Origin of the sequence: Streptomyces sp. NPDC051913, from assembly GCF_044593635.1 — a bacterium.
In the GTDB taxonomy this organism is placed as follows: domain Bacteria; phylum Actinomycetota; class Actinomycetes; order Streptomycetales; family Streptomycetaceae; genus Streptomyces.
Window position 1 is genome coordinate 106,795 of record NZ_JBIUCI010000014.1, and the last position, 22,137, is coordinate 128,931.

Below are 22,137 nucleotides of genomic sequence, written 5' to 3' on the forward strand. Positions count from 1 at the left end.
AGGTGGGTCGGGGGCCCACGCTCGGATCGAGGCGTCCGACAGCTTCGCCCCGACGTACTTCTTCAACGCCTGCCAGGGGCGACAGGGTACCCGGCGCCACGGGATGGCGGCCTGCGACCGCGGCCTGGGCGGGGACTCTCCGACGTCGTGGCCACGGTCGACGTCTCGGCCCGGAGACAACCGCCGGATACCGGGACCGCTGTCGGCGGCCCCGGTATCCGGCGTGGGTGGGACTCTTCCTTCAGGTACGCCTCGTTCGGCGCTGCCCGGGTGTCAGCCACCGACGGCTGTCAGTCGCTCGCTGATCTCCCGTGCCGTCTCCTGAACCTTCCCGGCCAGCTCGGCCTCCGCCTCGGGGAACACACGCGAGGCCAAGGCCGCGATGCTCACCGCTGCCACCACCTGCTGGTGCTCGTCGCGGACGGGAGCGGCGACACCCATCACGTCGGCGTCGAGTTCGCCACGAGTGACCGAGTAGCCGGCGCGCCGGATATGCGCCAGTCGCTGCATGAGAGTGTCGACGTCCGTGAGGGTAGCGGGAGTGAAACGGCGCAGGTCTGCTGATTCAAGTAGCCGTCGGGCTTCCTCGTCGGGGATCCAGGCAAGCAGGACGAGTGCCGCCGCACCCGCGTTGAGGGGGAGAGTGCTGCCCCTCTCGTAGGAGATGCGCACGGCGCCCGTCCCTGCTTCGGCTCGATCGACGCACACGACCAGCTCTCCGGTCCGCCTGGTGAGCAGGACTGTCTCCCGCACGTCCTCGGCGAGTGTCGTCATCGCAGGGAGGGCGACTTCGGACAGGCCGTAGCTGCGGCGTGCCAGCCGGGCGATTTCCATGACGCGCAGCCCCAGCCGGAAGCCTCCACCCGGCGCCTCTTCGAGGAAGCGGCTGCTCACGAGGCTCTGGAGGTATCGGTACGCGGTCGAGCGAGCCACGCCGAGTCGCTCGGCCACAGCAGTGCCGGAGACCACGAGGTGGGTGTCGGTGAACATGAGCAGGATGTCCAGGGCCCGGTCGGCCGTGGAATTACGCTCGCGATAGCTGGTGGACGCTGTTCCTGACATGCGAGACATGGTAACGGGTGCCGGGATGTCATGGGCACCAGGCGTCACCATCGGTCCTTGACGACTGTATTGCGTAGTTCGCCGATGCCCTCGACGACCGTGACGAGTTCCTGCCCCGGCCGGAGAAAGACCTTGGGATCGCGGCCGGCACCCACGCCTCCCGGCGTGCCCGTGGCGATCAGGTCGCCCGGCAGGAGCGTGATGATGGTGCTGACGTACGCGATGATCGCGGCGACGTCGAAGAGCAGGTCCGCCGTGTTGGACTTCTGCATCGTGGTGCCGTCCACAAGGCAGCTGATCGTCAGCCCGGCCGCACCGCGCGGCAGTTCGTCCGGTGTGACGAGCGAGGGTCCCACCGGGGTGGTGGCCTCGAAGGTCTTGCCGGACAGGAACTCACGGGTGCGATGCTGCCAGTCCCGGACGGTGACGTCGTTGAGGACGGTGTAGCCCGCGACATGGGACAGCGCCCGGTCCGGCGACACGTGACGCGCGCGGTGTCCGATCACCACACCGAGCTCGGCCTCCCAGTCCAGGTCGTCGCTCACCGGCGGGATGTGCACGTCGTCGTAGGCTCCGACGAGAGAGCCGTCGTACTTGGCGAACAGGGTCGGATGGGCTGGGGTCGCGCGGCCCATCTCCTTGATGTGTGTGGCGTAGTTGAGGCCCAGGCACACGATCTTGTTCGGGTGGGGGACGACGGGAGCGAGGGACGCGGTCGACAGGGAGATGCGGTCGCCGTCCTCGGCGGCCGCGCGTTCAGGCCAGTCGTCGCCGCTCGACAGCAGTTCGCCGATGTCGGAGTAGGGCAGCACAACGAACTCGTCCCCTTCCTGGCGGGCAGCGGCTGTGCCGCGCTCGTCGTGCAGCCGGACGGTGCTGAGCCTCATCGGGGCCCTCCTTGAGTCTTGGAAACGCTCTTGGTGAGGGGGTGCGTGGTCGGTGCGGGCCACGGTCGGACGGCCTCGGGACTGGTCTCCGCCGGACCGTCTGACGCGGCAAGGGAGACGTCGCGCCCTGGAGCGGGCGCGAAACGACGCAGACTGCGCGAGACACGCTCTGCCCGGTCGGCCGGAAAAACGGCTGCGATCAGCCGGTCAGGGCGCACCAGCAGGAAGTGTCCCGTGAGCCCGCCGAACAGCGCCTGGAGTCGGCCGTCGGCGTCGGCTACGGCGGTGCGCCCCGGGCCGTCACGCGGGTAGCGGTCACCGAGGACGACGGATACCCGCTCGCCTGCGGGCAGGCCGGCGTGGACGGCGGTGTTCCAGTCGGCGTCGGTGACGCCCACGCCCAGCAGGCTCCAGCCACGGCCGAGCACATCGTCGAGCCGGGTGATCTGAAGGCGCGGACCGTGCAGGACGCGTGGCTGCGGAAGAGCTGTGCCCACCGGCGACCTGTTGTCGCAGCCGAAGGGGACGACGGCGCCCGAACGAACGCGGGTGTTCGGCCGGTAGCGCATCTCGGTGAGGTACCGGCGCCCCTGCGGGGTGTGCATGGCGGTACGCACCAGCAGATCGCGCAGCCGCGCCCGGCTGCGGCTCGTCGTCATGACGATGCGGCCGAGCCGGACCGAGAGGTCGATGACGGCCTGGGCCTGTGGGCGGCGTTCGGTGTCATACGTGTCGAGCAGGGTGTCTCCCGCCCGTCCGGCCAGGACGTCGGCGAGCTTCCAGCAGAGGTTGGCCGCGTCTCGTACACCGGAGTTGAGTCCCTGGCCCGCGAAAGGCGGCATCATGTGGGCGGCGTCGCCCAGAAGGAAGCAGCGTCCGTCGCGCAGGCGGTCGGCCAGCAGGGCGTGGAACGTGTACGACACGGCGCGCTCTACCTGGTCCGGGGTGATCTCGCGGTACGGCCGCAACAGGTCGCGTACCAGTTCGAACGGTGGGGGCTCGCCGGGTAGACCCTCCCCGGGGTGCAGCAGGAACTCGTAGCGGCACCGGCCGTCGCGGCCCGGCACGACGACCGTGGGGCGGCCGGGGTCGCCCAGGTGCATGCCGTAGCGCTGGTCGTGGGGATCTCCCACCGTGTCGGCGACCAGCCACACGTCGGGAAAGCTGCGCCCCCGCATGCGGATGGACAGCAGTTCACGGACGGTGCTGCGTCCGCCGTCGCATCCGAGGACGTACGAGACGTCGAAGTGTTCGACCGGTCCCGTGCCATCGCTCGGTCCGACTCCGACCCGTACCCGGTCGGAGTGCTGTTCCAGCGAGAACAGCCGTGTGCGGAAACGGGTTTCGACGTCGGGGCGGCCGCGCAGTTCCTCGACCAGCACCCGTTCCAGGTCGGGTTGGGCGAAGGGGTTCTTGAACGGGTGCCCGAACCGCTGGTCGCCGAGGCCGCGGGCGTGCACGAGGGGTCGGTTACCGACGCCGAAGTACTTCGTTCCCGTGCCGGGCACGATGATCGGGTACACCGCCCCGTCGATGCCGGCTGCTTGGAGCGTGCGCAGCGACTCGTCGTCCAGACTGATCGCCTTGGCGTCGTTGCTCGTTGTCGGATTGCGCTCGACGAGCAGGACGCGTATGCCGAGCGAGCCGAGCAGATGGGCGGCCGTGAGCCCCGTCGGACCGGCGCCGACCACGAGTACGTCGGGTTGCACCGAGGTGGCCGAAGTGAATCTTCGTTCCGGTTCCGGTTGCGGTGTCTGGGGATTGCTCATGGGCGGGACTCCATCGATCGGCTGTGTGTGAGGGTGCGGTGGGCTACTGGACCGGCTGGTACGCCGGGCCGCCCTCGGTCAGCAGCCGCTCCACGTCGGCCATCACGTCGGCGGGCTCCTGGTCGAGGTCGAGGGTCTTGCGGAACGGCTGCCGCACGTCGCGCTCCACCCGCAGATACACCTCGTTGCGGTTGCCCTCGGGGTCGAAGAAGTAGATGCCGATCGCGTTGCCGTGGGTGACTTCCTGCTGCACCTCGATGCCCTCGGCGCGGAACCGGTGGTGGAACTCGATGACCGACTCCAGGGAGTCCACCCGCCACGACACCTGGTGCGTGAGCTTGGCGCCGTCGTGGGCGGTCCGCCCGCTCTGCAGGACGAACTCGTGGTGCTCCTGCTCAGGGCGGGAGGAGAGGAAGACGATGCCCAGTTCCTCGTCCTCGTCGGTCACGGTCAGGCCCAGGACCCGCGTGTAGAAGTCGCGCATGGCGTCGAGGTCGTGAACCCAGAAACCGGTATGGCCGAGACCAGTAATCGCCATGGTGTGTCTCCTTTTTCAGGATTGGAGTTTTGTTTTACAGGACAATAGGTGGGTGCTCGGCTGGACGTCAACCGTTGACTGTGGGGCGCGCTCGGTGTGTGTCGCTGATGCCGTGGAGGGGGCGGACCGGGAGAGCGCATGTTCCGGACCTTGCGTCTCCCGCACCCCTGCTTTCGGAGCGGGCTCGGGTGGCGGAGGCACACGTCGCCGAGACCCCTCGGTGCGGTCGGCCGAGTGGTACCGCAGTACCACTTGGGCACTGAAGATTCCCCTCCGGTCCCAGGGTTCTGGCCTGGTGCGCTCCTAGCTTCGAAGAACGCCGCCGCGGGGCATCCGCGACGAGTCCACGTCCGAGGCAGGAAAGGCCCACTCCATTGTTCGAAGCGCGTGAGCCGACGAAGCGGTACGGCGACAAGACGGTCGTCGACAACCTGAGCCACCGGGTGGTGCAGCGTGCCGTCGACCGAGGCGAGACCGTGCGGACAGGCCTGCGTTGGATCGTGTGGCGCAGATGCTCAACGGCGGCTACTTCGCCCGCACTCTGACCGACGATCGCCCGCCGGCGCGGGCGTTCCCGGCTGAGTATGCCCACGCCGTGCTGTTCCCCGCCCTCGGCGTTCGGCTCTCCCCTCCTTCCGTCCCCAGCAGTAAGCCGCTCTCCAGCCGTACTTGGCGCAACCTCCCCTGCCTCCAGGGCATGTGAGGGCCCCCGTCGTCGTCGGGCCCGCCCGTTGCCCTGAACCGTCCACGACCGACCCGGAGCACGTCCTGTGGCTACCTTCCTGTACAAACTCGGCCGATTCGCCTTCAGGCGACGGCACTACATCGCCCTGTTCTGGGCCGCCCTGCTGGCCGCCGCCTGCGTCGCGGCCTTCAACGCGCCCGCCGCAGGCTCATCGTCCTTCTCGATCCCCGGCATCGAGTCCCAGAAGGCCTACGACCTGCTGGCGCAGCGTTCGCCCGGCTCGAGCGCCGACGGAGGGAACGCGAACGTCGTCTTCAAGGCTCCCGCGGGCGAGAAGATGACAGACGCCGACAACAAGGCCCTCGTCGAGCAGACCGTCAAGGACCTCGGCAAGGGGCCCGAGGTCGATTCCGTCACCGACCCGTTCACCCAGCACAACGCGGTGAGCAAGGACGGGACGATCGCCTACGCACAGGTGAAGTACACCGCCCCGGCCAAGGAACTGAAGGATTCCACCAAGGACTTCCTGGAGAAGACGGTGGAGGAGTCCCGGCATTCCGGGGTGACCGTCGAGATCGGCGGTGACGTGCTCGACGAGTCGCCGGCGACCGGTATCGGAGAGGTCATCGGTGTCGCCGTCGCCGCGGTCGTCCTCGTCGTCACCCTGGGCTCGCTCGTCGCGGCCGGGCTGCCGCTGCTGACCGCCCTCATCGGGGTGGGTATCGGAGTCGCGGGCATCACGGCCCTCGCCAACGCGCTCGACCTCGGCGACACCACCTCCATCCTGGCCATGATGATCGGCCTCGCCGTCGGTATCGACTACGCCCTGTTCATCCTCTCCCGCTACCGGGGTGAACTGGCCGAGGGCCGCGAACGCGAGGACGCGGTCGGACGGGCCACGGGTACGGCGGGCTCGGCGGTGGTCTTCGCCGGACTCACCGTCGTGATCGCACTCGTCGGCCTCTCGGTCGTCGACGTCCCGGTACTGACCAAAATGGGCCTCGCCGCGGCGTGCACGGTCGTGCTCGCGGTGCTGATCGCCCTCACGATGGTCCCCGCGATGATCGGCTACGTGGGCCGGAAGATCCAGCCGACAGGCAAGAAGAGCAAGCGGTCCGTTGGCAGGAAGGCGCGGCAGAACACCGAGGGCAAGCCCAACATGGGCACCCGTTGGGGAAGCTTCGTCGTCCGCCGTCCCGTCGCCGTCCTGGTGCTGGGCGTGGTCGCTCTGGGGGTCATGGCCGTCCCGGTGACCCAGCTGCAACTCGGGCTGGGCGACGACAGCACGAAGCCGGAGTCCACGACGCAGCGACAGGCCTACGACCTTCTCTCGGAAGGCTTCGGCCCCGGCTTCAACGGCCCGCTGATGATCGTCGTCGACACGAAGGAAAGCAGTGACCCAAAGGCGGCCGCCGGGACGGTGACCGACGAGATCGAGGGTCTGAAGGACGTCGCGACGGTCACCCCCGCGCAGTTCAACAAGGCCGGCGACACGGCGACGATCACCGTGATCCCGGACTCGAAACCGTCCTCGACGCAGACCGAGGATCTGGTGCACGCCATCCGTGACAAGGCCGACGGCATCAAGGCCGACACGGACGCCCGGGTGCTGGTCACCGGCACGACCGCGATGAACATCGACTTCTCGCAGAAACTGACCAACGCGCTGATCCCCTACCTGGCGCTGGTGGTCGGCCTCGCCTTCCTGCTCCTGATGGTCGTCTTCCGCTCGATCCTCGTCCCGCTGAAGGCGGCCCTCGGTTTCCTGCTGTCGGTGCTGGCGGCGCTGGGCGCCGTGGTCGCGGTCTTCCAGTGGGGCTGGCTGGCCGGTCTGCTCGGTGTCGAGGAATCCGGCCCGATCATGTCGCTGGTGCCGATCTTCATGATCGGCGTGATCTTCGGCCTGGCGATGGACTATGAGGTGTTTCTCGTGACCCGGATGCGTGAGGCATACGTCCACGGCGAGGAGCCCAAGCAGGCGGTGGTGACCGGCTTCAAGCACAGCGCACGCGTGGTCACGGCCGCCGCGATCATCATGATGGCCGTCTTCGCCGGCTTCATCAGCTCCAGCGAGTCCATGATCAAAATGATGGGCCTCGGACTGGCGTCCGCGGTCTTCTTCGACGCGTTCATCGTCCGCATGGCCATTGTCCCCGCCGTTCTCGCGCTGCTCGGGAAGAGTGCCTGGTGGCTCCCCAAGTGGCTGGACCGTGCCCTGCCCAATGTGGACGTCGAGGGCGAGCGGCTCCGCGCACAGGACCAGCACCGGAGCGGGAACACGCAGGCCCCGTCCACGGACCCGCAGTCGGAGCGGCAGCCGGTGCTGGTGGGCTCCGGTGCCCTGCGGAAGTCGACGGAGGCCGAGCCGCAGGCGGCGTACGCCTCCACCGACGGCGCGCCCGCCCCGGTTCCCGCGATGAGCGGGCCGTCCATCGACGGTCAGGTGCGCGACGCGGAGGGCACGGTCGTCGACGGTGCCACGCTGACACTGATCTCCCAGACCGGGCGTCAGCTCGGCCGAACCGTCACCCGGTCCGACGGCTGGTACTCGATGCCGACGCCGGGCTCCGGCTCGTACGTCCTGACCGCGGCGGCCCACGGCCATCAACCGCAGGCCGCCACCTTGGAGGTGGGCGAGGAGCCGCTGGCGTACGACGTGCTGCTCGCCGGGACCAGCGGGCCGGACGACGCGGGCCTGCCGAGGGCGCGTTGATTGTTGTCACCGATGTGCACGGAGATGTGCCGGCGACGGTCAGGTCCGTTCCTCAGCTTGTCTGCTCCGTCGGCGAACCGCCGGCAGTGACCCCACCGCGCGCCACTTGCTGATCGTCAAACAGCCACTTCACCCGGGGACCGGCCCCCGGGTGAAGTGGCTTACCCGGTGCACCTGGCTGCATCACTGGGATTGCGAGCATGATGAGGAAGAACCTGCTCGTCGTCATCGTGCTCTTCAGCTCGGTGGCGCTTTAGTGGGGCGGCGAAGCCAGCTGAGCTCGCCGACCAAACTGTCGACAGGGCCGAATCAGAGCCGATCAGTTCTGTGTCTCAACGCGTGATCGATGCTCTATCTGGCCAGGCAGGCGAAGGTGGCCATCGGCCAGGCCAAGGTGAGCAATGCCGTGGCGGCTGCGTCGGCGAACGACACGGTACTTGGGTCCCTGCGCGAGGTGCACATCCTCATGCTGGAGCGGGAGGGTATGCGGGAGCACTTCTACGGCGGTGAGCCGCTCCCCGAGGCCGGCCCCCAACGTGAGGCCGTCATCACCCTTGCGGAACTGCTCGCTGACGTGATGACCAGCGGAGTGCATGTGCACCAGTTGATCCCCGAAAGCGGCAGCGCCGGCCCGTGGGCGGACTACTGCCGCCATACCGTTGAGAACAGCCCCGCTCTCCGCCATCTGCTCCGAGCGCATCCCACGTGGTGGCCGCCCCTGCTGTCGGTACTGCCCGACTCTCTCCTGCGCGCCGACGACCATGTCCGCGTGCCCGCACATGGCAGCGGTCGGGCAGACGCTTGAGCTCTCGCTGACGTCACTGTCATATCAGTCGTTGCGTTCGTGGAACGGTCACCGCGACCGTTCCACGAACCCTTCCATGAAGCTCTCGTTTCGGGCCTGCGGTCTCTGGTCTGCTGATACGAGGTTCAGAAATAGGTTCTCATGGGACTGGCGGCCAGCGGCACGGCGCCAAAAAAACCGGCGACCCCAACGCGACCTGGCAGGACGTCACTTCGACTCTGCGGGCGGGCCTCTCGCTCTCCTTCCTTCTGGAGTCACGACATCGGCGGTTTCCACGGCATGACGTCCCGGCTGCCCTGGGACTTCGGCGAGGAGGAGTACGCGGCCGTCCTGCGCCCCGGCTGCGCACCGCCCTGTTGCCGTACGTCCACCGGGCCGCCGCCGACGCGGTCCGCACCGGCGAGCCGCTCGCCCGACCCGTGGCCCTGGGCCAACCGGGCTGCCCGGACGCCCACGCACCCGCGTCGTCGAATGTGCGGTCGCTCGACCTCGGCGAGCTGCGGAAGCCTGCGAGTTCACCCAGGCGCGGATCGCTGTGTCGGCTGGTGACTGCTGGGCCGGTAGGCGCTGTTCGCAGTCATGAGGGAGGCGATGCGTCGTATGTGTCGGATTTGGGCAGCGTGTCGGACTGCACCGACGAGACCTGCTCCCGTGCCGTGTTGAGTGCAGCGACGATGTCTTGCTCGCGGCCATGAAAGCGAATGGCGGGGATCGGCACGGAGAGCGCCGCCAGTCTGCCGTAGGTGTCCTGGGCGGCGATGGCGACGGCACACACGCCGGGAGTGCTCTCCTCCAGATCGAAGGCCATGCCTGTTCGCCGAACCTGCGTGAGTTCCTCCACGAGGGCGGCCCGTCGCGTGATCGTGGAGGGGGTGAGCCGAGTCAGTCGTGCCGGGAGCAGGCGCGCGATCTCGGCGTCGCTCAACTTCGCGAGGACGGCTTTGCCGTTGGCGGTGCAGTGCAGCGGCAAGCTGCTTCCCACCACCGATACGGCACGCAATGTGTGCTGCCCCTGTATCGAATCGGTGATTCTCAGTCGGCCCGATTCCAGGACCGCGAGGTCGACGGTTTCCTCCAGGGTCTGGGCAAGGTGCTCCATCGTCGGCCGGAGCAGGGCGCGAATCTCCGGTCGGCCGGCCTCGGCCAATCGCACCAATTCGGGACCGATGCGGACGCGGCCCGTAGCAGAGGCTGCGACCAGCACGCCCTCGACCTCTAGGGCAGAGACCAGCCGGTGAATCGTCGAGCGCGGGAGCCCGGTGCGTTCAGCGAGCTGGGAGAGGCTGAGTCCCTCCCGCTCGCCGGCGAGGGCGCGGAGCACCGCGACAGCCCGCCCGATGATCTTAATTCCGGCTTCGCCGCCGTCCTGCGCGGCGGCTTCCTTGTGCGTAGCGTCAGGTGTCACTCGCCCAGTATGCGACTGCCGGGCGGGACAACGGCGTCTCGGGTAGCGGGCATTGCTGGTTGACGGGCTAGGCCTTCTTCGTTCACCTGTAGTGTTCGGGCATGCCCACGTCCTGGCGAACAACGCGGGATCAGGACCGTACGACTATCAGCACGTTCTCGTCTCTGACCGGATGAGCGACCTATTGAGCGACTGGGGCCGACCGGCTACGGTGCTGCCTCGCGCAAGAGGGCCAGGAGGGTGTGCGGCTGCGGGGCGCCCGCGTCCAAGAACTGCGTGGCCAGTGCGGGTGGCATGGCGGTTCCATGCATGCGGACTTCGTGGCAGCTGAAGCAGAACGCAGCCTCGAACAGCGCCAGGTCGAACTACGGCAGGTTCGGGCGGGGTGGTGTCGTGAACTCGCCGTCACATTTCGGGCCCGGGTGAAACGGTGATGGCAGCGGGGTGATGTGCCCGGCGTCCGCGATGGTGCCGACGTGCTCCTGAAGGGCGGGGTGGGGACGGCTGTCGAGCACGCGCGGTGCCGCGCAGAGTGTCAGCGACCGAAGGTAGCCGTCGGCGATCCACACACCGATCAGCGGCATGACGAAGGAGAGGGGCTGGCCTGCGAGGAGGCTCAGCACCACAGCCGCGGTCAGTACCGTGACCGGCGGATAGAGCAGGATGAAAGCCATGGTGGCCCGGGCGGTCCCCGAGCGGGAGGTGGACCTCTCGTTCCGATGGATCGCCGTACACGCCACGACGAAGATCGCCACAATCGCGCCCGCGCTCAGCGCGGCGTTGAAGCGCAGGTCGACGGAGGCGAGTCCCGTGAGGCCTGACCAGGCGATCAGGTTGGCTCCGATCACGAGGGCGCCCGTCCACACGATGACCCGCCGGCCCGGCTCGCGGTGCCCGTCCTGGCCAGGGTCCAGGACGGACACGTCGATGCCGCGTGGCAGTAGCCACAGGCACAGGGCAACGGAGATGACTCCCAGGCCCGCTCCCATGGCCGTGATCAGGCGCCACGCGTTCTCGACCGGCAGCGCGGCCGCCGTGTTCTGGGCGACGAATCCCGCGATGGGTATTCCCAGCGGAACTATGGCGAGTGAACGCCTGGCTCGGGTGGCCGCGTCCGCGCGGGCGCGCCTGCCTTGGGGGGCGGCGTTCTGGCGCGCGGCCCCGATCCTGGTGGCGGACTCCTTGACGAGACTCAGGGTCAGTGGAAACGCGACGCCAGTGCCGATTCCGGCGAGCATGCTGAGAAGTCCCAGTTGCCAAGGGGCGGTTGCGAGCGCGCAAGCCCCGGACCAGAGCGTGAGCCACAGGAGTGCGGCGAGCGTCGCCTGCCGGAGTCCGAGGCGCCGGGCCAGCGCCACTGCGGTGTGGACTCCTGCCAGAACGCCCAGAAAGGCTGTGCTCCCGATCAGTCCCGCAGTGCTCGGTGACAGGTGCCAGCCGGGCTCGGTCCGCAGGGAATCGAGGAAGTTGGGGAACGCGACAAGCTGGTAACTCTGTGCGGCCAGGAGAAACAGTCCGAGTGGAACCAGACTGCGGCCAACAGGGGGTGTGACGGTGTCGGACGGCATGCCGGCCTCCAGATGGGGAACGGAAGGAAGGGACCAGCGCCCGGGAGGGAACCGGGGCCGCGGTTGCGGGGATCTCGCGGGCGGATGTTTTCTGCCGAATGCCGGGAGCGCGCCGGCCATGATGCGGCGGCGTCGAATCCTGCGGGTTATGGCAAGAGCGGAGCGCGCCGTCGGAGACCATCGCGCCCCACCAGTGAACGTCCTGGCAGGCAGGACATCATGCCGTCAGCTTCGGGGCGTGTCGTTCAGGGGCAGGGCGCGGCGGTAGGCGGCGACGGCCACCGCGGCGACCGCGACGTGCATGAGCACCAGTCCGATGATCCCGGCGGCATCGGCGTGCGGAATGTAGTCGCTGACGAGCATCAGCAGGTCGGGGATGAAGGAGATGACCACGATGGCGGGGACCAGCCAGGACAGCAGGGTGCGGGGCCGGGCCGTCCACCGGCGGATCACCTCCCATCCCACTGCGCCGACGATGACACCCAGGACAGTGAAGGTGACGTATGGCCCGGGCTGAAGGGGCTCGAAGTCGTCGGAGGCTCCGGCCGCCCGGGAGACCAGGGCGATCAGCGCGGCGGCGACGATCGCGGCCACGGTTCCCGCGATCAGCCATCCCACGGCGGCGGCCCGGCTGGGCGCGGAGCGTATGGACGGCGCCGGTGCAGGGGTGGCGGAGGAAGGCGTGGTGGACATGGGAAGACTCCTTCGCTGACGGGCGGTCGGCCGCTTGAGGCCCTGTGTTCCGCCCTGGCGTCAGGCGGTTTTCGGAAGCGGCTGTCTACACCACCTGCCACCTACAGAGCATGTGCGGGTTCAAGAGCCGGATCGACTACTGGAACGAGTACTGGGCCGGGCCCACCGTGGGACTGGCCGCATAGGAAGGGCTCCGCACTTCGAGGGGATTGACCGACGCTGGCTGCTCATCGAGCACGCACGCGGACGCCGGTGCTTATCAACCGCGCACGACGTGCAGCACCTTGGTCTCGGTGTAGGACAGCAGGCCGGCCAGTCCGCCGGCCACGCCGAGGCCACTCCACTTGTGCCCGCTGATCGGCACGCCCGGTGCCGGTATGCCGTGCGTGTTGACCCAGGAAGTCCCGCATTCCAGCCGGGCCGCCACCGTCGCGGCCCGCTCCGGGTCCGCGCTCCACACCGAGCCGTCGAGCCCGAAGTGCGTACCGTTGGCCCGGGCCACCGCTTCTTTGACGTCGTCGTACGGGATCACCGGCAGAACGGGCCCGAACTGTTCCTCGTCGACGACGCGCACCCCGTCCTCGAGATCCCTCAGGATGGTCGGCGCGAAGAAGTAGCCGTCACCGTCCAGGCGTCGGCCTCCGGCGGCCGCGGTGGCACCGCCGGCCAGCGCGTCCGACACCAGCTCCTGGACCCTGGCGAACTGCGGCGCGGTGGCGAGCGGGCCCATCTGGACGCCGGGGAGCATGCCGTCACCCACTTCGACCGACCGTGCCCGGTCCGCCAGGGCGTCGACCACCTCGGTGTACCGGGCGCGTGGTACGTAGAGACGTTTCAGCGCCATGCAGATCTGCCCGCAGTTGACGAACGCGCCCCAGAACAACTTGTCGGCCATGGCGTCGAGGTCGACGTCGTCGAGGAGGATGCCCGCGTCGTTGCCGCCCAGCTCCAGGGTGATGCGCTTGAGGTCGGGCGCAGCCGACGCCGCCACGTGCTTTCCGGTGGCGACCGAACCCGTGAACGTCACCTTGCGGACCAGAGGGTGTTCGGCGAGCTGTGCACCCAGCGGGTCCGGGCCGCTGATGACGTTCAGCACGCCAGGCGGCAGCACGTCACGCAGCACGACTCCGAGTGCGAGCGAGGACAGCGGCGTGAAAGGAGACGGTTTCAGTACCACCGTGTTGCCCGCCAGCAGAGCCGGCGCGCATTTCATCGCGGCCTGGATCAGCGGGACATTCCACGGGGTGATCGCCGCGACCACGCCCATGGGCTGGTGCAGCACCTCGATCCGCTCCTCGTCGTCGTCCCGGATCACCTCCTTGGGCACGTCGAGGGCGGCCGTGCCCCGCAGGGTCATCGCGGTCACCATGACCTCGAAACGGGCATCGGCCACAGGCTTGCCCTGCTCCAGTGTGAGCAAGGTGGCGAGTTCCTCGGCGCTCTCCTCAATGCGTGCGGCCGCGGCCAGCAGCGCGCTACGGCGAGCGTCGATGTCGTCGCGCCAGAGCGGGAAAGCGTCGGCGGCGGCTTGCACCGCGTCGTCCAGCTGGGCCGGTGAGCAGTCGGGCGCCTGGGCGAACACCCGGCCGGTGGCGGGGTTGTGCACCCCGAAGGTGTCGACAGAGTGGACGTCCTTGCCGCCCACTGTCATCGGCTGGTTTTGCTCGGACACGGTGTCTCCTGGAGTGTGGGGCGGCTGTTGCCGTCGGGAGGTGAGGAGCGTGGCGGTGAGATCAGCGAGTACTGCGGTCGGAACGGGGTCGGAGTTCCGTCAGGACACGACGTGCATGCGGCAGGGAACGGTGTTGAGCTCGTCCGGTCCGTTCTCGCCCAGGACGACGGTGCCGCCGATGTTGACGCGGTGCTGTCCCGTACAGGCGTTGGGTTCGAAGGCGAACGCCATGCCGGGAACGAGCTCCAGGTCGGAGATCGGCTCGACCGTACGGAAGACACGGCGGCCGTCCTGGCCGGGGATCTGTTCGGCGTTCAGCGCGATGTGCCCCGCGAAGGCCGCGGGAGTGAGACTGTGCACCAGGGGGGTCATGTTGTAATGGCCGGCCTTCAGGAGGGGCTCACTCATGGCCCGCGCGAGGTCGAGGAAGGCCGCTCCCGGACGCAGGGCCCGAAGGCCGGCGTCGTAGCAGTCACGGGCGACGTCGTGGAGCGTGTGAAGCACCTTCGGTACCGGCTCGACCGCGACGGACATCTGGACCTGTGTCTCGAACCCGCCGTAGCACGACATGATCTCGGCCTGGACCAGGTCGCCGGGCTGGACCGTCCGGGAGGGGCCGCCGGCGTAGGTCCAGTAGGGCGGCGCCCAACCCGGGTCGTCCGCGCCGACACTCATGATGACGTGGGGGTAGGTGGTGGTGCACGAGTTGCGGTGGAGGACCTCCACGGCTGCCGCGTAGATCTCGGCCTCGCGCACGCCGGGCCGGATCATCTCCAGCATGGTCTGGCAGGCTTCCTCGGCCGCCTGGGCGGCGAAGCGGACCAGTTCCAGTTCCTGCGGCGTCTTGGGCAGCATCGTCTGGGCGAAGTCGAGGGACATGTCCTCGAATTCGGCCTCGGGCAGGTTGTTGAGGACGTAGTCCCACATCATGTGGGTGATGAGGCCCTCCATTTCCCCCGCCGAGCTCCCGGTCATGCCGACCACACCGATACGACTGGACGTCAGTCCCTCTTCGGTGAGTGCCTGGACCACCCCGCGGCCGAATGGACCGACGCGTACATCGTCGATCCAGAAGCGCACGTCCCGCATGTTCGCGGCCAGGCGGCGGGTGTAGCGGTGGTGGGTCCAGGTGAGGTGAACGGGGTCGCGTTCGGCGAAGAAGACGACGACGCCGTCGAGGACCTCGTTGGCGAGGTAACCCTCGTACCGTTCGCGGCCCTTGAGCCCGAAGACGAGCAGACAGTCGAGGTCCTTGTCCCGCATGAAGTCACGCGTGCGCTGCCAGCGCAGTTCGCGGGCGGCAAAGGGAAGGACGGGATACTGTTTCGCGGTCATGCCCCTGCCCCCTCGGTCGCCTCGACGAGATCGCTCTCCAGGATCCTCGGATCGGCGCCCGCCGCCTCTGCCACGTCCCGGTAGTACTGCAACCAGTCGGTGCCCTCGGGGACATGACCGCCGCCGGCCATGAGGCCGCGGGTGAGCTCGGTGTCGTCCAGGGTGGCCGGGAGGTCCCCGGTTGTTGCGTACCTGTCGACGGCTTTCAGGAGGCGCCGCCGTGTCCGGCTGACCATCAGGTCCGAGGCGGACAGGTGCTCGTGGGTTCGGTCCACGACTGGTCCCATGCTTTCAGTGATCATTTTGTCCTGGATCTGGATGCCTTGCACTCCGGTGTAGTTGCCCTTCGCCTGGGCGTCCCGGTCGAGGAAGTAGTTGTTCTCCTCGGAGGGAGTGAGCCGCCACCTGCCGTACCAGTCCTGGTCGTTGTTGGGCTGGAGCAGGTCTGCCATGCGGACCTTGACACCCGGCAGCTCCGCGACGTCGGCGTGGAACGCCGACCTGCCGTCCACCAGCGCTCGAGGCCGGCTGAGCTGGAAGATCATGGAGTGGGTGTCGTCCATCGGCAGCCAGAAGCGCACGACGGGCTCTTCGACCTCGAAGGGGTTCTGGCCGGGGATGGTCCAGGACGGCAGCAGCTGCTGGGTGTAGTGCCAGTAGTCGGGGGCGAAGCTCTCCGGCCTGCGGTGGCCCTCCATGGTGCCGCCGGCCGTGTTGACGACCTTGGTCTCCACAGCTCTGCCACTGGTGACCCACTTGAGGACGAAGTGCTCGCCGACGTCCTCGGGGTCATGGCCGCCGTGGTGGAGGAACGCGAGATGGGCCGCGTCGATGTCTCCCTCCATGCCCTGGAGCCAGTTGCACTCGCGCAGCCACATCTGGATCTCCAGCTCCTCGTCGTCGGCGACCACGCCGATCACGGGCAGCGGCGGCGGCGTCTCGCGCGACCCCATGTAGATCCAGACGAGGCCGTTGCGTTCCCGCACCGAGTAGGCCTTGGCGCGCACACGTGTGGGCACGCGTCCTCCCGCACTGCTCGGAATGTCGGTGACGCGGCCCTCCACGTCGAACATCCAGCCGTGGTAGGAACAGCGCAGCCCGCCGTTCTCGTTGCGGCCGAAGAACAGGGACGCGCAGCGGTGCGGACAACGGTGGTCGAAGATGCCCATTCGGCCGCCGCTGTCGCGGAAGCCGACGAGGCGCTCGCCCAGCGCCATCAGGCGGATCGGGGCACCATCGGCCTCGAACTCGGAGGACCGGGCTATCGGCAGCCAGAACTGGCGGAAGAACTCTCCGGTCGGACTGCCGGGGCCGACGTGTGTCAGCTTGGCGAAGGGGTCGGTCATGGAACGATCCATCTCTGTACGAGGTCGATGGTTCATGTGGATCACCAGGCGCGTGCGGGCCCGACCAGGTTCATCCCGTCCAGCGGATACAGGTCGCTGACCTCTGGTGTGGCCCATCCGAGGTCGACCGGGTGAGTGACCTCGGCGAAGGTCAGGGCGAGCTCGAAGAGGGCCTGCTCCCGCGGAGGCATGTCGTCGAGGGGGAAGGCGTTGAGATGGTTCACCACTGCTTCGATACGGGGGAGCATCGCGGTGCTCAGCTCGCGCAGGTCCTCGATGTCGGCAGCGGCCATCGCCTCCATCCGCTCCTGTGCGTCGCGCAGGCGCCACCGCTCCAGGAAGCGCTCCAGGTCGGCAAATCCTTCGGGAAGTCCGGCTTCCGTGGAGAGCTCCATCACTTGTCTCCGATCAGTTCGTCGATGAGTCCGTAGCGGTGCTGGAGCGCGAACTCCTGCAGGGAGAGGTAGATGTCGCTGATGGCACCCGACTCGAGGCCGCTCTGCACGTCTTCCATGGCGGCCAGGTCCTCCCGGGACACCGTGTACTGCAGGGCACGCGAGTACGCCTGGGCCAGGCGGTCGCCGGCGTGCCGGGCCTTGCGGCCGTAGACGTCGAAGACGACGCGCGTGTGGTTGCGGTCGATCGGCCAGACCGTGACGGTGCTGTACCAGTGCGAGCCGTTGAGGATGGCCACGTTGGGGAACTGCCACACGATGTCGAAGAACCAGGGGTGGTGGCGGGTGCGGTTCACCGCCGGCGGCAGCATGGAGAAGTCGGTCTCGACCGCCGGCGTTTGCTTGTACCCGAGGTCGTACAGGGCGCCTTCGACGGGCGGGCTGACGTAGTCGGGATTGGACGGGTTGCTGGAGCGGATGTGGCGGTCGTACATGTCGACCACGGGCTTGTGCCGCATCGGGTTGCTCTTGCCGGCCAGCTTCGGCTGGGTGCGCCGATGCAGGAAGACGGTGTGGTACCCCTCCGAGAAGGCGTCCATGGCGACGTTCCAGTTGGCCCGGACGTCGATGGACCAGCAGCTGACCTTCTCCATCTCGCTGTAGTAGCCGTCGAAGCCCTCGGCGAGCTCCCCCAGCCAGTCGTCGAGCGGCTCGGGGTTGTCGCTGAAGTTGGCGTAGATGAGGCCGTACCGGACCTCGGCGCGGATCGGCATCAGCCCTAGGCGGGACTTGTCGACGGAGCGGAACTGCTTCTCGTCCGGCACCGAGCGCAGCTTCCCGTCGCCGGTGTACGACCAGCCGTGGAGCCAGCAGGTGTGCGCGGACGACGTCCCTTCGGCGAAACCGCAGTCCGTGGGGATCACCTTCTTGCCGCGGTGGCGGCACACGTTGTGGAACGCGCGTACCTGCCCGTCCCGGCCCCGCTGGACCAGCACCGAGATGTTGAAGGTGGGGACGTCCAGGACGAAGTAACTCCCTGGCTTGGGAAGGTCGTTGACGTTTCCGACCAGGAACCAGGACGGACGGAAGACCTTCTCGACGACTGCGTCGTGGTACTCCTGCGTCAATTTGTCCTTGACGGACACGACGTCACGCAGGCCGGCGAACGGACTGGGCGGGGACGGGGTCCCGTCGGCGCGTGGGGGAGCAGGGCTGACAGCGGCTTCAGACATATGAACTCCATAAGTTAGGACGCTAGTCCTGTCACATGGGACCGTATGGGAAAGGGTGCCCGCCTGGCAAGCGAAGTGGCCTGGGACGCCCTTTCCTGCAGGCGGGTGGGCTGTACCTGGCCTTCCGGGGTGTACTCCCGGCCCGACTTGACCTCTTCGTGGTGCGGTTATACGGTCCCTTTAGTGTCCTAAGTTTACGGATTTAAGTCCCGACTATCAGGACATGCTCAGGTGCATGACAAGGAGGAGCCTCCATGTGGGACCCCAGCAACACCTTTCTCAACGGGCCGTACGCACCCTGGCGCGAGGAGGGCGAGGCCTTCGACCTGGAGATCGAGGGCCGGCTCCCCGAAGGGCTGAGCGGCGCCCTGTTCCGGGTCGGCCCCAGCCCGCTCTACCGCCCGCAGAATCCGAGCAAGTACCACTGGTTCGACGGTGACGGCATGGTCCACGCCGTCTTCCTGCGTGACGGCCGGGCGACCTACCGCAACCGCTACGTGCAGACCGCGGGCCTGAAGGAAGAGATGGAGCTGGGCCGGGCGATCTACGGCGGTTTCATGAACGGCAGGGACACCCCCCTGCCGCCCGGCAAGTTCCCGAACAACCCCGCCAACACGCATGTGCAGCTGTACGGCAGCCGTCTGCTGGCCTTCTGCGAGGGCTACCCGCCGCGCGAGTTGCGACCGGACACCCTGGAGACGGTCAGCGAGCAGTACAACTTCCGCGGCGGACTCGTCGGTCCCCTGACCGCGCACCACAAGGTCGATCCGACGAACGGCGACTTCCTCACCTTCGGCAACATGGACGGCGCGGTCACGTGGTACCGAGCCGACCGCGACGGGAACATCCTCGACCGTCACTCGGTCGACCTGGGGTTCCCCGCCCTCACTCACGACTACGCGGTCACCACCGATTACGCGGTCTGGCTGGTCAGCCCGGCGACGGCACGCTTCGAGCGCATCTTCAACGGTCAGCCCTCGACGGTCTGGGAGCCGGAGAAGCTGGACACATGTCGCTGGGTCGTCCTGCACCGCAGGACAGGCGAGGTGGTGACGGTTGAAGCCTCCGACGCCTTCTCCACGTCACACTTCCTCAACGCCTACCAGGACGGCACGAAGATCATCGTCGACGGGCATCGCGTCGGCCAGTTCGGTCCCACTCTGAAGGACCTGGAGTCACCGCCGCCCGGCGGGGACTGGAACTGGTGGTTCAAGGAGATCATCACCACCCCCTGGCGCTGGGAACTCGACCTCGCCACGGGGAAGAGCAGGGACATCGAGGTCACCGATATCCAGGGCGAGTTCCCCCGGATCAACGACCAGCGGGCCGGGCTGTCCCACCAGTACGGCTACTACACAACGACACGCGGAGCCGGCGACTGGTTCACCGACGGCCTGGCCAAGCACGATTACCGCACGGGCGAGACGTCGATCCAGACACTCGACGGCGTCCTGACCTCCCCGGGCGAGCCCGTCTTCGTGCCCCGCCCCGGCGCCCAGGCCGAGGACGACGGCTGGCTGCTGTCGGTCTGGTGGGACCCGACCACTGACCGCAGCGAGGTCATCGTCCAGGAAGCCCAGGACTTCACCGGCACGCCCATCGCCCGGATCAAGCTCAACCACCGGGTCCCCCTGGGCTTCCACGGCAGCTGGTCCGACGCGGCCGAGCTCGACGCCGCGGTGCGCGGCGCCTGAGGCATCGGTGATCCCTGGTCGGCGGGGAGCCACGGCTCCCCGCCGACCAGCGCGTCCCCGATTCGGCCCAGCGACTCGCCCACAGGACTGTCTGAAGGTTCGGCGGGGTGAAGTGGCGGGCTGGTTGTCGTTCACCAACAAACACCAGCCACGGCAAGCCGTGAATCTGAGTGCTCATATGCGAACCATCGTTCGCGTCATCCAGTGAAGATAGAGAAAGGCTGCCGGACATTGAGCGTCAACGGAAACTGGGACATAACCATGAAGACCCCGATGGGAACCCAGGTGCTGGAGCTGGAACTGCGGTCTGACGGTCAAACGTTGACCGGCACACAGTCGTCCATGGGCGAGACCGCTGAGATCCAGGACGGCACTGTCAACGGCGACGTGGCGACGTGGAAGGTCGACGCGACCAAGCCGGTGGCCGTGAAAGTCACGTTCACCGCCAAGGTCGACGGAGACGAGATCTCCGGCCACGCCAAGGCCGGACTCTTCCCCAAAACGCCATTCAGCGGCCGCCGGGCGGCCGCGTAGCGGCATACAGCAGTCCGATTGGCGGCCACCGCACGGTCCTTAGCGGTGGCCGTCAGTCGATTCCACGCGCGAGCACTGAGATCCGTGGGAGTTGGCCGAGAGGCGGACGGCGGCAGTGTCGGATTCGTGACAAGACGGGGACTGGGGTGGTCCGGGGTCCGCAGCGCCTCCAGTTGCCCCTCCGGCCTGGCGCGACATCTCCAGATCGATGATCAGCAGCACAATTCAGCCACTGGCGGTCGGGCACCGTGCCGTGGGCCGCTGCGGATCCAGTGGGGCGGCAAGGGGGTAGAGGCAGCGCCGGACGGAGCTGCGCATGCCTGCCGTAGCGCTGTGTTCTGGCCACCGCTACCTGACTCTCTGTCAGTTCTCGCCTTCCTCTCCCGGGTCTCCCAGTGGAGTGGGTGAGAGTCGGGCTCTGCTCGCGATCAGCCCCATGCAGCCGCCCCCCCATGTCCCGTCTCGCCTGAGGAAGCCATGTCACCCACCCCCCACAGCACGGCTTTCACACACAGCCCCTGCCGGACCGTCGCCTTCCAACCCCCTGGCGGGCCCGCCCATGCCGGCTCCGGGACGGCGAGCGTGGAGATCGTCGTACCCGTCCACAACGAGGAACGCGCCCTGCCCGGCTGCCTGCGTACCCTGCACGCACGGCTGACCGAGGGCTTTCCGTTCCCCTGGCGCATCACCGTCGCCGACAACGCCAGCACGGACGGCACGCTCACCGTCGCCCGCCGCCTCGCGGAGGAACTGCCCGGCGTCGACGCCGTGCACCTGGAACGCAAAGGCCGGGGCCTCGCCCTGCGCAGCGTGTGGGGGCGCAGCGACGCGGACATCGTGGCCTACATGGACGTGGACCTGTCCACCGGTCTCGACGGACTGCTGCCGCTCGTCGCCCCACTCGCCACGGGGCACTCCGACATCGCGATCGGCAGTCGGCTGGCGCCGGGTGCGCGTACCGTGCGCGGGCCGCGCCGCGAGTTCGTCTCCCGCTGCTACAACGGAATCATCCGGCTCACCCACGGTGTCCGCTTCACCGACGCCCAGTGCGGATTCAAGGCCGCCCGTACGGAGGTGCTGAGCCCTCTGCTGAAGGTGACCCGGGACGACGCCTGGTTCTTCGACACCGAACTGCTGCTGCTCGCCGAGCACAACGGGTTGCGTGTCCACGAGGTGCCGGTCGACTGGGTGGAGGACGTCGACACCAGGGTCGACGTGGTGAGCACGGCTACCGATGACCTCAAGGGGCTGTGGCGGATGGCGCGGCTGAAGGCGTCCGGCGCCGCCCGCGTCGAACTGCCCCGCCGCCCCGCACCGGCCGCCGAGCATCCGGACGCCGTCCTCGCACCGCCCACGGGGCGGGGCGTGCTGTCGTGGGAGATCGGCTGCTTCATCGCGATCGGCATCACCTCCACCATCGGGCAGGCGCTGCTGTACTGGTTGCTGCGCGGCTGGTGGCAGCCCGCTGCCGCCAACCTGGTGTCGCTGCTGATCCTGACGGTGCTGAACACCGAGGCGAACCGCCGTCTCACCTTCCGGCAGGCCGCAACCCGGCCCGCGCGGGCCCATCTGGGCGCGGGCACCCTGTTCGTGCTCGGCTACCTGGTCACCTCCGGAGCGGTGCTGTGGTTCAAGCACACCGACCCCGGGGCCTCGGCGGCCGCCGAGACCGCCGTCCTGGCCGCCGCGTCCGTCGCGGTCACCGCCGTCCGCTTCGCCGTCCTGCGGCTCGCTGTCTTCCGCCGCAAGACCACCGCCTGACCCAAGCTGCGCCATCGAGACTTCTGACGAGAGCTGATTCCTT

The 22,137-nt window shown here is 68.1% G+C and carries 18 protein-coding genes; 5 read left to right on the forward strand and 13 right to left on the reverse strand.

The genetic code is table 11. The annotated features are described in order from the left end of the window. Positions 1 to 273 precede the first annotated feature (273 nt). From ACIHIX_RS34420 to ACIHIX_RS34435, 4 genes are read right to left on the reverse strand one after another with little or no spacing between them, the layout of a single operon-like run. Positions 274 to 1,062 carry an IclR family transcriptional regulator gene (locus ACIHIX_RS34420; RefSeq protein ID WP_399963162.1) on the reverse strand — a complete coding sequence of 263 codons (789 nt, stop codon included), beginning with the start codon at positions 1,060 to 1,062 and terminating at the stop codon, positions 274 to 276. 44 nt (positions 1,063 to 1,106) lie between these two features. After that, positions 1,107 to 1,949, reverse strand: coding sequence for a fumarylacetoacetate hydrolase family protein (locus tag ACIHIX_RS34425; RefSeq protein ID WP_399963163.1), 843 nt, complete (start codon positions 1,947 to 1,949; stop codon positions 1,107 to 1,109). Then, complete coding sequence (locus ACIHIX_RS34430) at positions 1,946 to 3,718, reverse strand: FAD-dependent monooxygenase (protein WP_399963165.1); 1,773 nt, start codon at positions 3,716 to 3,718, stop codon at positions 1,946 to 1,948. The genes ACIHIX_RS34425 and ACIHIX_RS34430 overlap by 4 nt, the downstream gene beginning before the upstream one ends. 43 nt (positions 3,719 to 3,761) lie before the next feature. Next, a complete protein-coding gene (locus ACIHIX_RS34435; protein ID WP_399963167.1) occupies positions 3,762 to 4,256 on the reverse strand; it encodes a VOC family protein in 495 nt (164 codons plus the stop codon). A 770-nt stretch (positions 4,257 to 5,026) separates the two neighbouring features. Between ACIHIX_RS34435 and ACIHIX_RS34440 the strand changes: the two genes are divergently transcribed. Continuing rightward, positions 5,027 to 7,654, forward strand: coding sequence for an MMPL family transporter (locus tag ACIHIX_RS34440; protein ID WP_399963169.1), 2,628 nt, complete (start codon positions 5,027 to 5,029; stop codon positions 7,652 to 7,654). Between the two features lie 346 nt (positions 7,655 to 8,000). Beyond that, entirely contained in the window at positions 8,001 to 8,459 is a 459-nt protein-coding gene (locus ACIHIX_RS34445) for a hypothetical protein (protein WP_399963172.1), read from the forward strand. A 254-nt stretch (positions 8,460 to 8,713) separates the two neighbouring features. Here the strand turns inward: ACIHIX_RS34445 and ACIHIX_RS34450 are convergent, their stop codons facing one another. The 9 genes from ACIHIX_RS34450 to ACIHIX_RS34490 form a co-directional block, all read right to left on the reverse strand. Beyond that, positions 8,714 to 8,914, reverse strand: coding sequence for a hypothetical protein (locus ACIHIX_RS34450; protein WP_399963174.1), 201 nt, complete (start codon positions 8,912 to 8,914; stop codon positions 8,714 to 8,716). Between the two features lie 122 nt (positions 8,915 to 9,036). Beyond that, positions 9,037 to 9,864 carry an IclR family transcriptional regulator gene (locus ACIHIX_RS34455; RefSeq protein WP_399963176.1) on the reverse strand — a complete coding sequence of 276 codons (828 nt, stop codon included), beginning with the start codon at positions 9,862 to 9,864 and terminating at the stop codon, positions 9,037 to 9,039. A gap of 365 nt (positions 9,865 to 10,229) precedes the next feature. Then, on the reverse strand, positions 10,230 to 11,102 hold the full coding sequence (locus ACIHIX_RS34460; RefSeq protein ID WP_399963178.1) for a hypothetical protein: 873 nt from the start codon (positions 11,100 to 11,102) through the stop codon (positions 10,230 to 10,232). A gap of 555 nt (positions 11,103 to 11,657) precedes the next feature. Continuing rightward, positions 11,658 to 12,125, reverse strand: a complete 468-nt coding sequence (locus ACIHIX_RS34465) for a DUF6069 family protein (protein WP_399963180.1) — start codon at positions 12,123 to 12,125, stop codon at positions 11,658 to 11,660. Positions 12,126 to 12,384: 259 nt separating this feature from the next. Then, positions 12,385 to 13,776, reverse strand: a complete 1,392-nt coding sequence (locus ACIHIX_RS34470) for an aldehyde dehydrogenase family protein (RefSeq protein ID WP_399963446.1) — start codon at positions 13,774 to 13,776, stop codon at positions 12,385 to 12,387. Positions 13,777 to 13,896: 120 nt separating this feature from the next. Beyond that, complete coding sequence (locus ACIHIX_RS34475; RefSeq protein WP_399963182.1) at positions 13,897 to 15,132, reverse strand: M24 family metallopeptidase; 1,236 nt, start codon at positions 15,130 to 15,132, stop codon at positions 13,897 to 13,899. Further along, positions 15,129 to 16,478 (reverse strand): Rieske 2Fe-2S domain-containing protein, encoded by a 1,350-nt coding sequence (locus ACIHIX_RS34480; RefSeq protein WP_399963184.1) that lies wholly within the window; start codon positions 16,476 to 16,478, stop codon positions 15,129 to 15,131. The genes ACIHIX_RS34475 and ACIHIX_RS34480 overlap by 4 nt, the downstream gene beginning before the upstream one ends. Positions 16,479 to 16,519: 41 nt before the next feature. After that, on the reverse strand, positions 16,520 to 16,873 hold the full coding sequence (locus ACIHIX_RS34485) for a hypothetical protein (protein ID WP_329343595.1): 354 nt from the start codon (positions 16,871 to 16,873) through the stop codon (positions 16,520 to 16,522). Next, positions 16,873 to 18,105, reverse strand: coding sequence for an aromatic ring-hydroxylating dioxygenase subunit alpha (locus ACIHIX_RS34490; protein ID WP_399963186.1), 1,233 nt, complete (start codon positions 18,103 to 18,105; stop codon positions 16,873 to 16,875). The genes ACIHIX_RS34485 and ACIHIX_RS34490 overlap by 1 nt, the downstream gene beginning before the upstream one ends. A gap of 254 nt (positions 18,106 to 18,359) precedes the next feature. Between ACIHIX_RS34490 and ACIHIX_RS34495 the strand changes: the two genes are divergently transcribed. The 3 genes from ACIHIX_RS34495 to ACIHIX_RS34505 all read left to right on the forward strand — a co-directional run bounded on the left by ACIHIX_RS34495 (position 18,360) and on the right by ACIHIX_RS34505 (position 22,094). Next, a complete protein-coding gene (locus ACIHIX_RS34495; RefSeq protein ID WP_399963188.1) occupies positions 18,360 to 19,799 on the forward strand; it encodes a carotenoid oxygenase family protein in 1,440 nt (479 codons plus the stop codon). A gap of 261 nt (positions 19,800 to 20,060) precedes the next feature. Then, the gene (locus ACIHIX_RS34500) at positions 20,061 to 20,333 is read left to right on the forward strand and encodes a hypothetical protein (RefSeq protein WP_399963190.1); all 273 of its coding nucleotides are present in this window, start codon (positions 20,061 to 20,063) and stop codon (positions 20,331 to 20,333) included. 477 nt (positions 20,334 to 20,810) lie between these two features. Continuing rightward, positions 20,811 to 22,094 (forward strand): glycosyltransferase, encoded by a 1,284-nt coding sequence (locus ACIHIX_RS34505; protein ID WP_399963192.1) that lies wholly within the window; start codon positions 20,811 to 20,813, stop codon positions 22,092 to 22,094. The last annotated feature ends 43 nt before the right edge of the window (positions 22,095 to 22,137 follow it).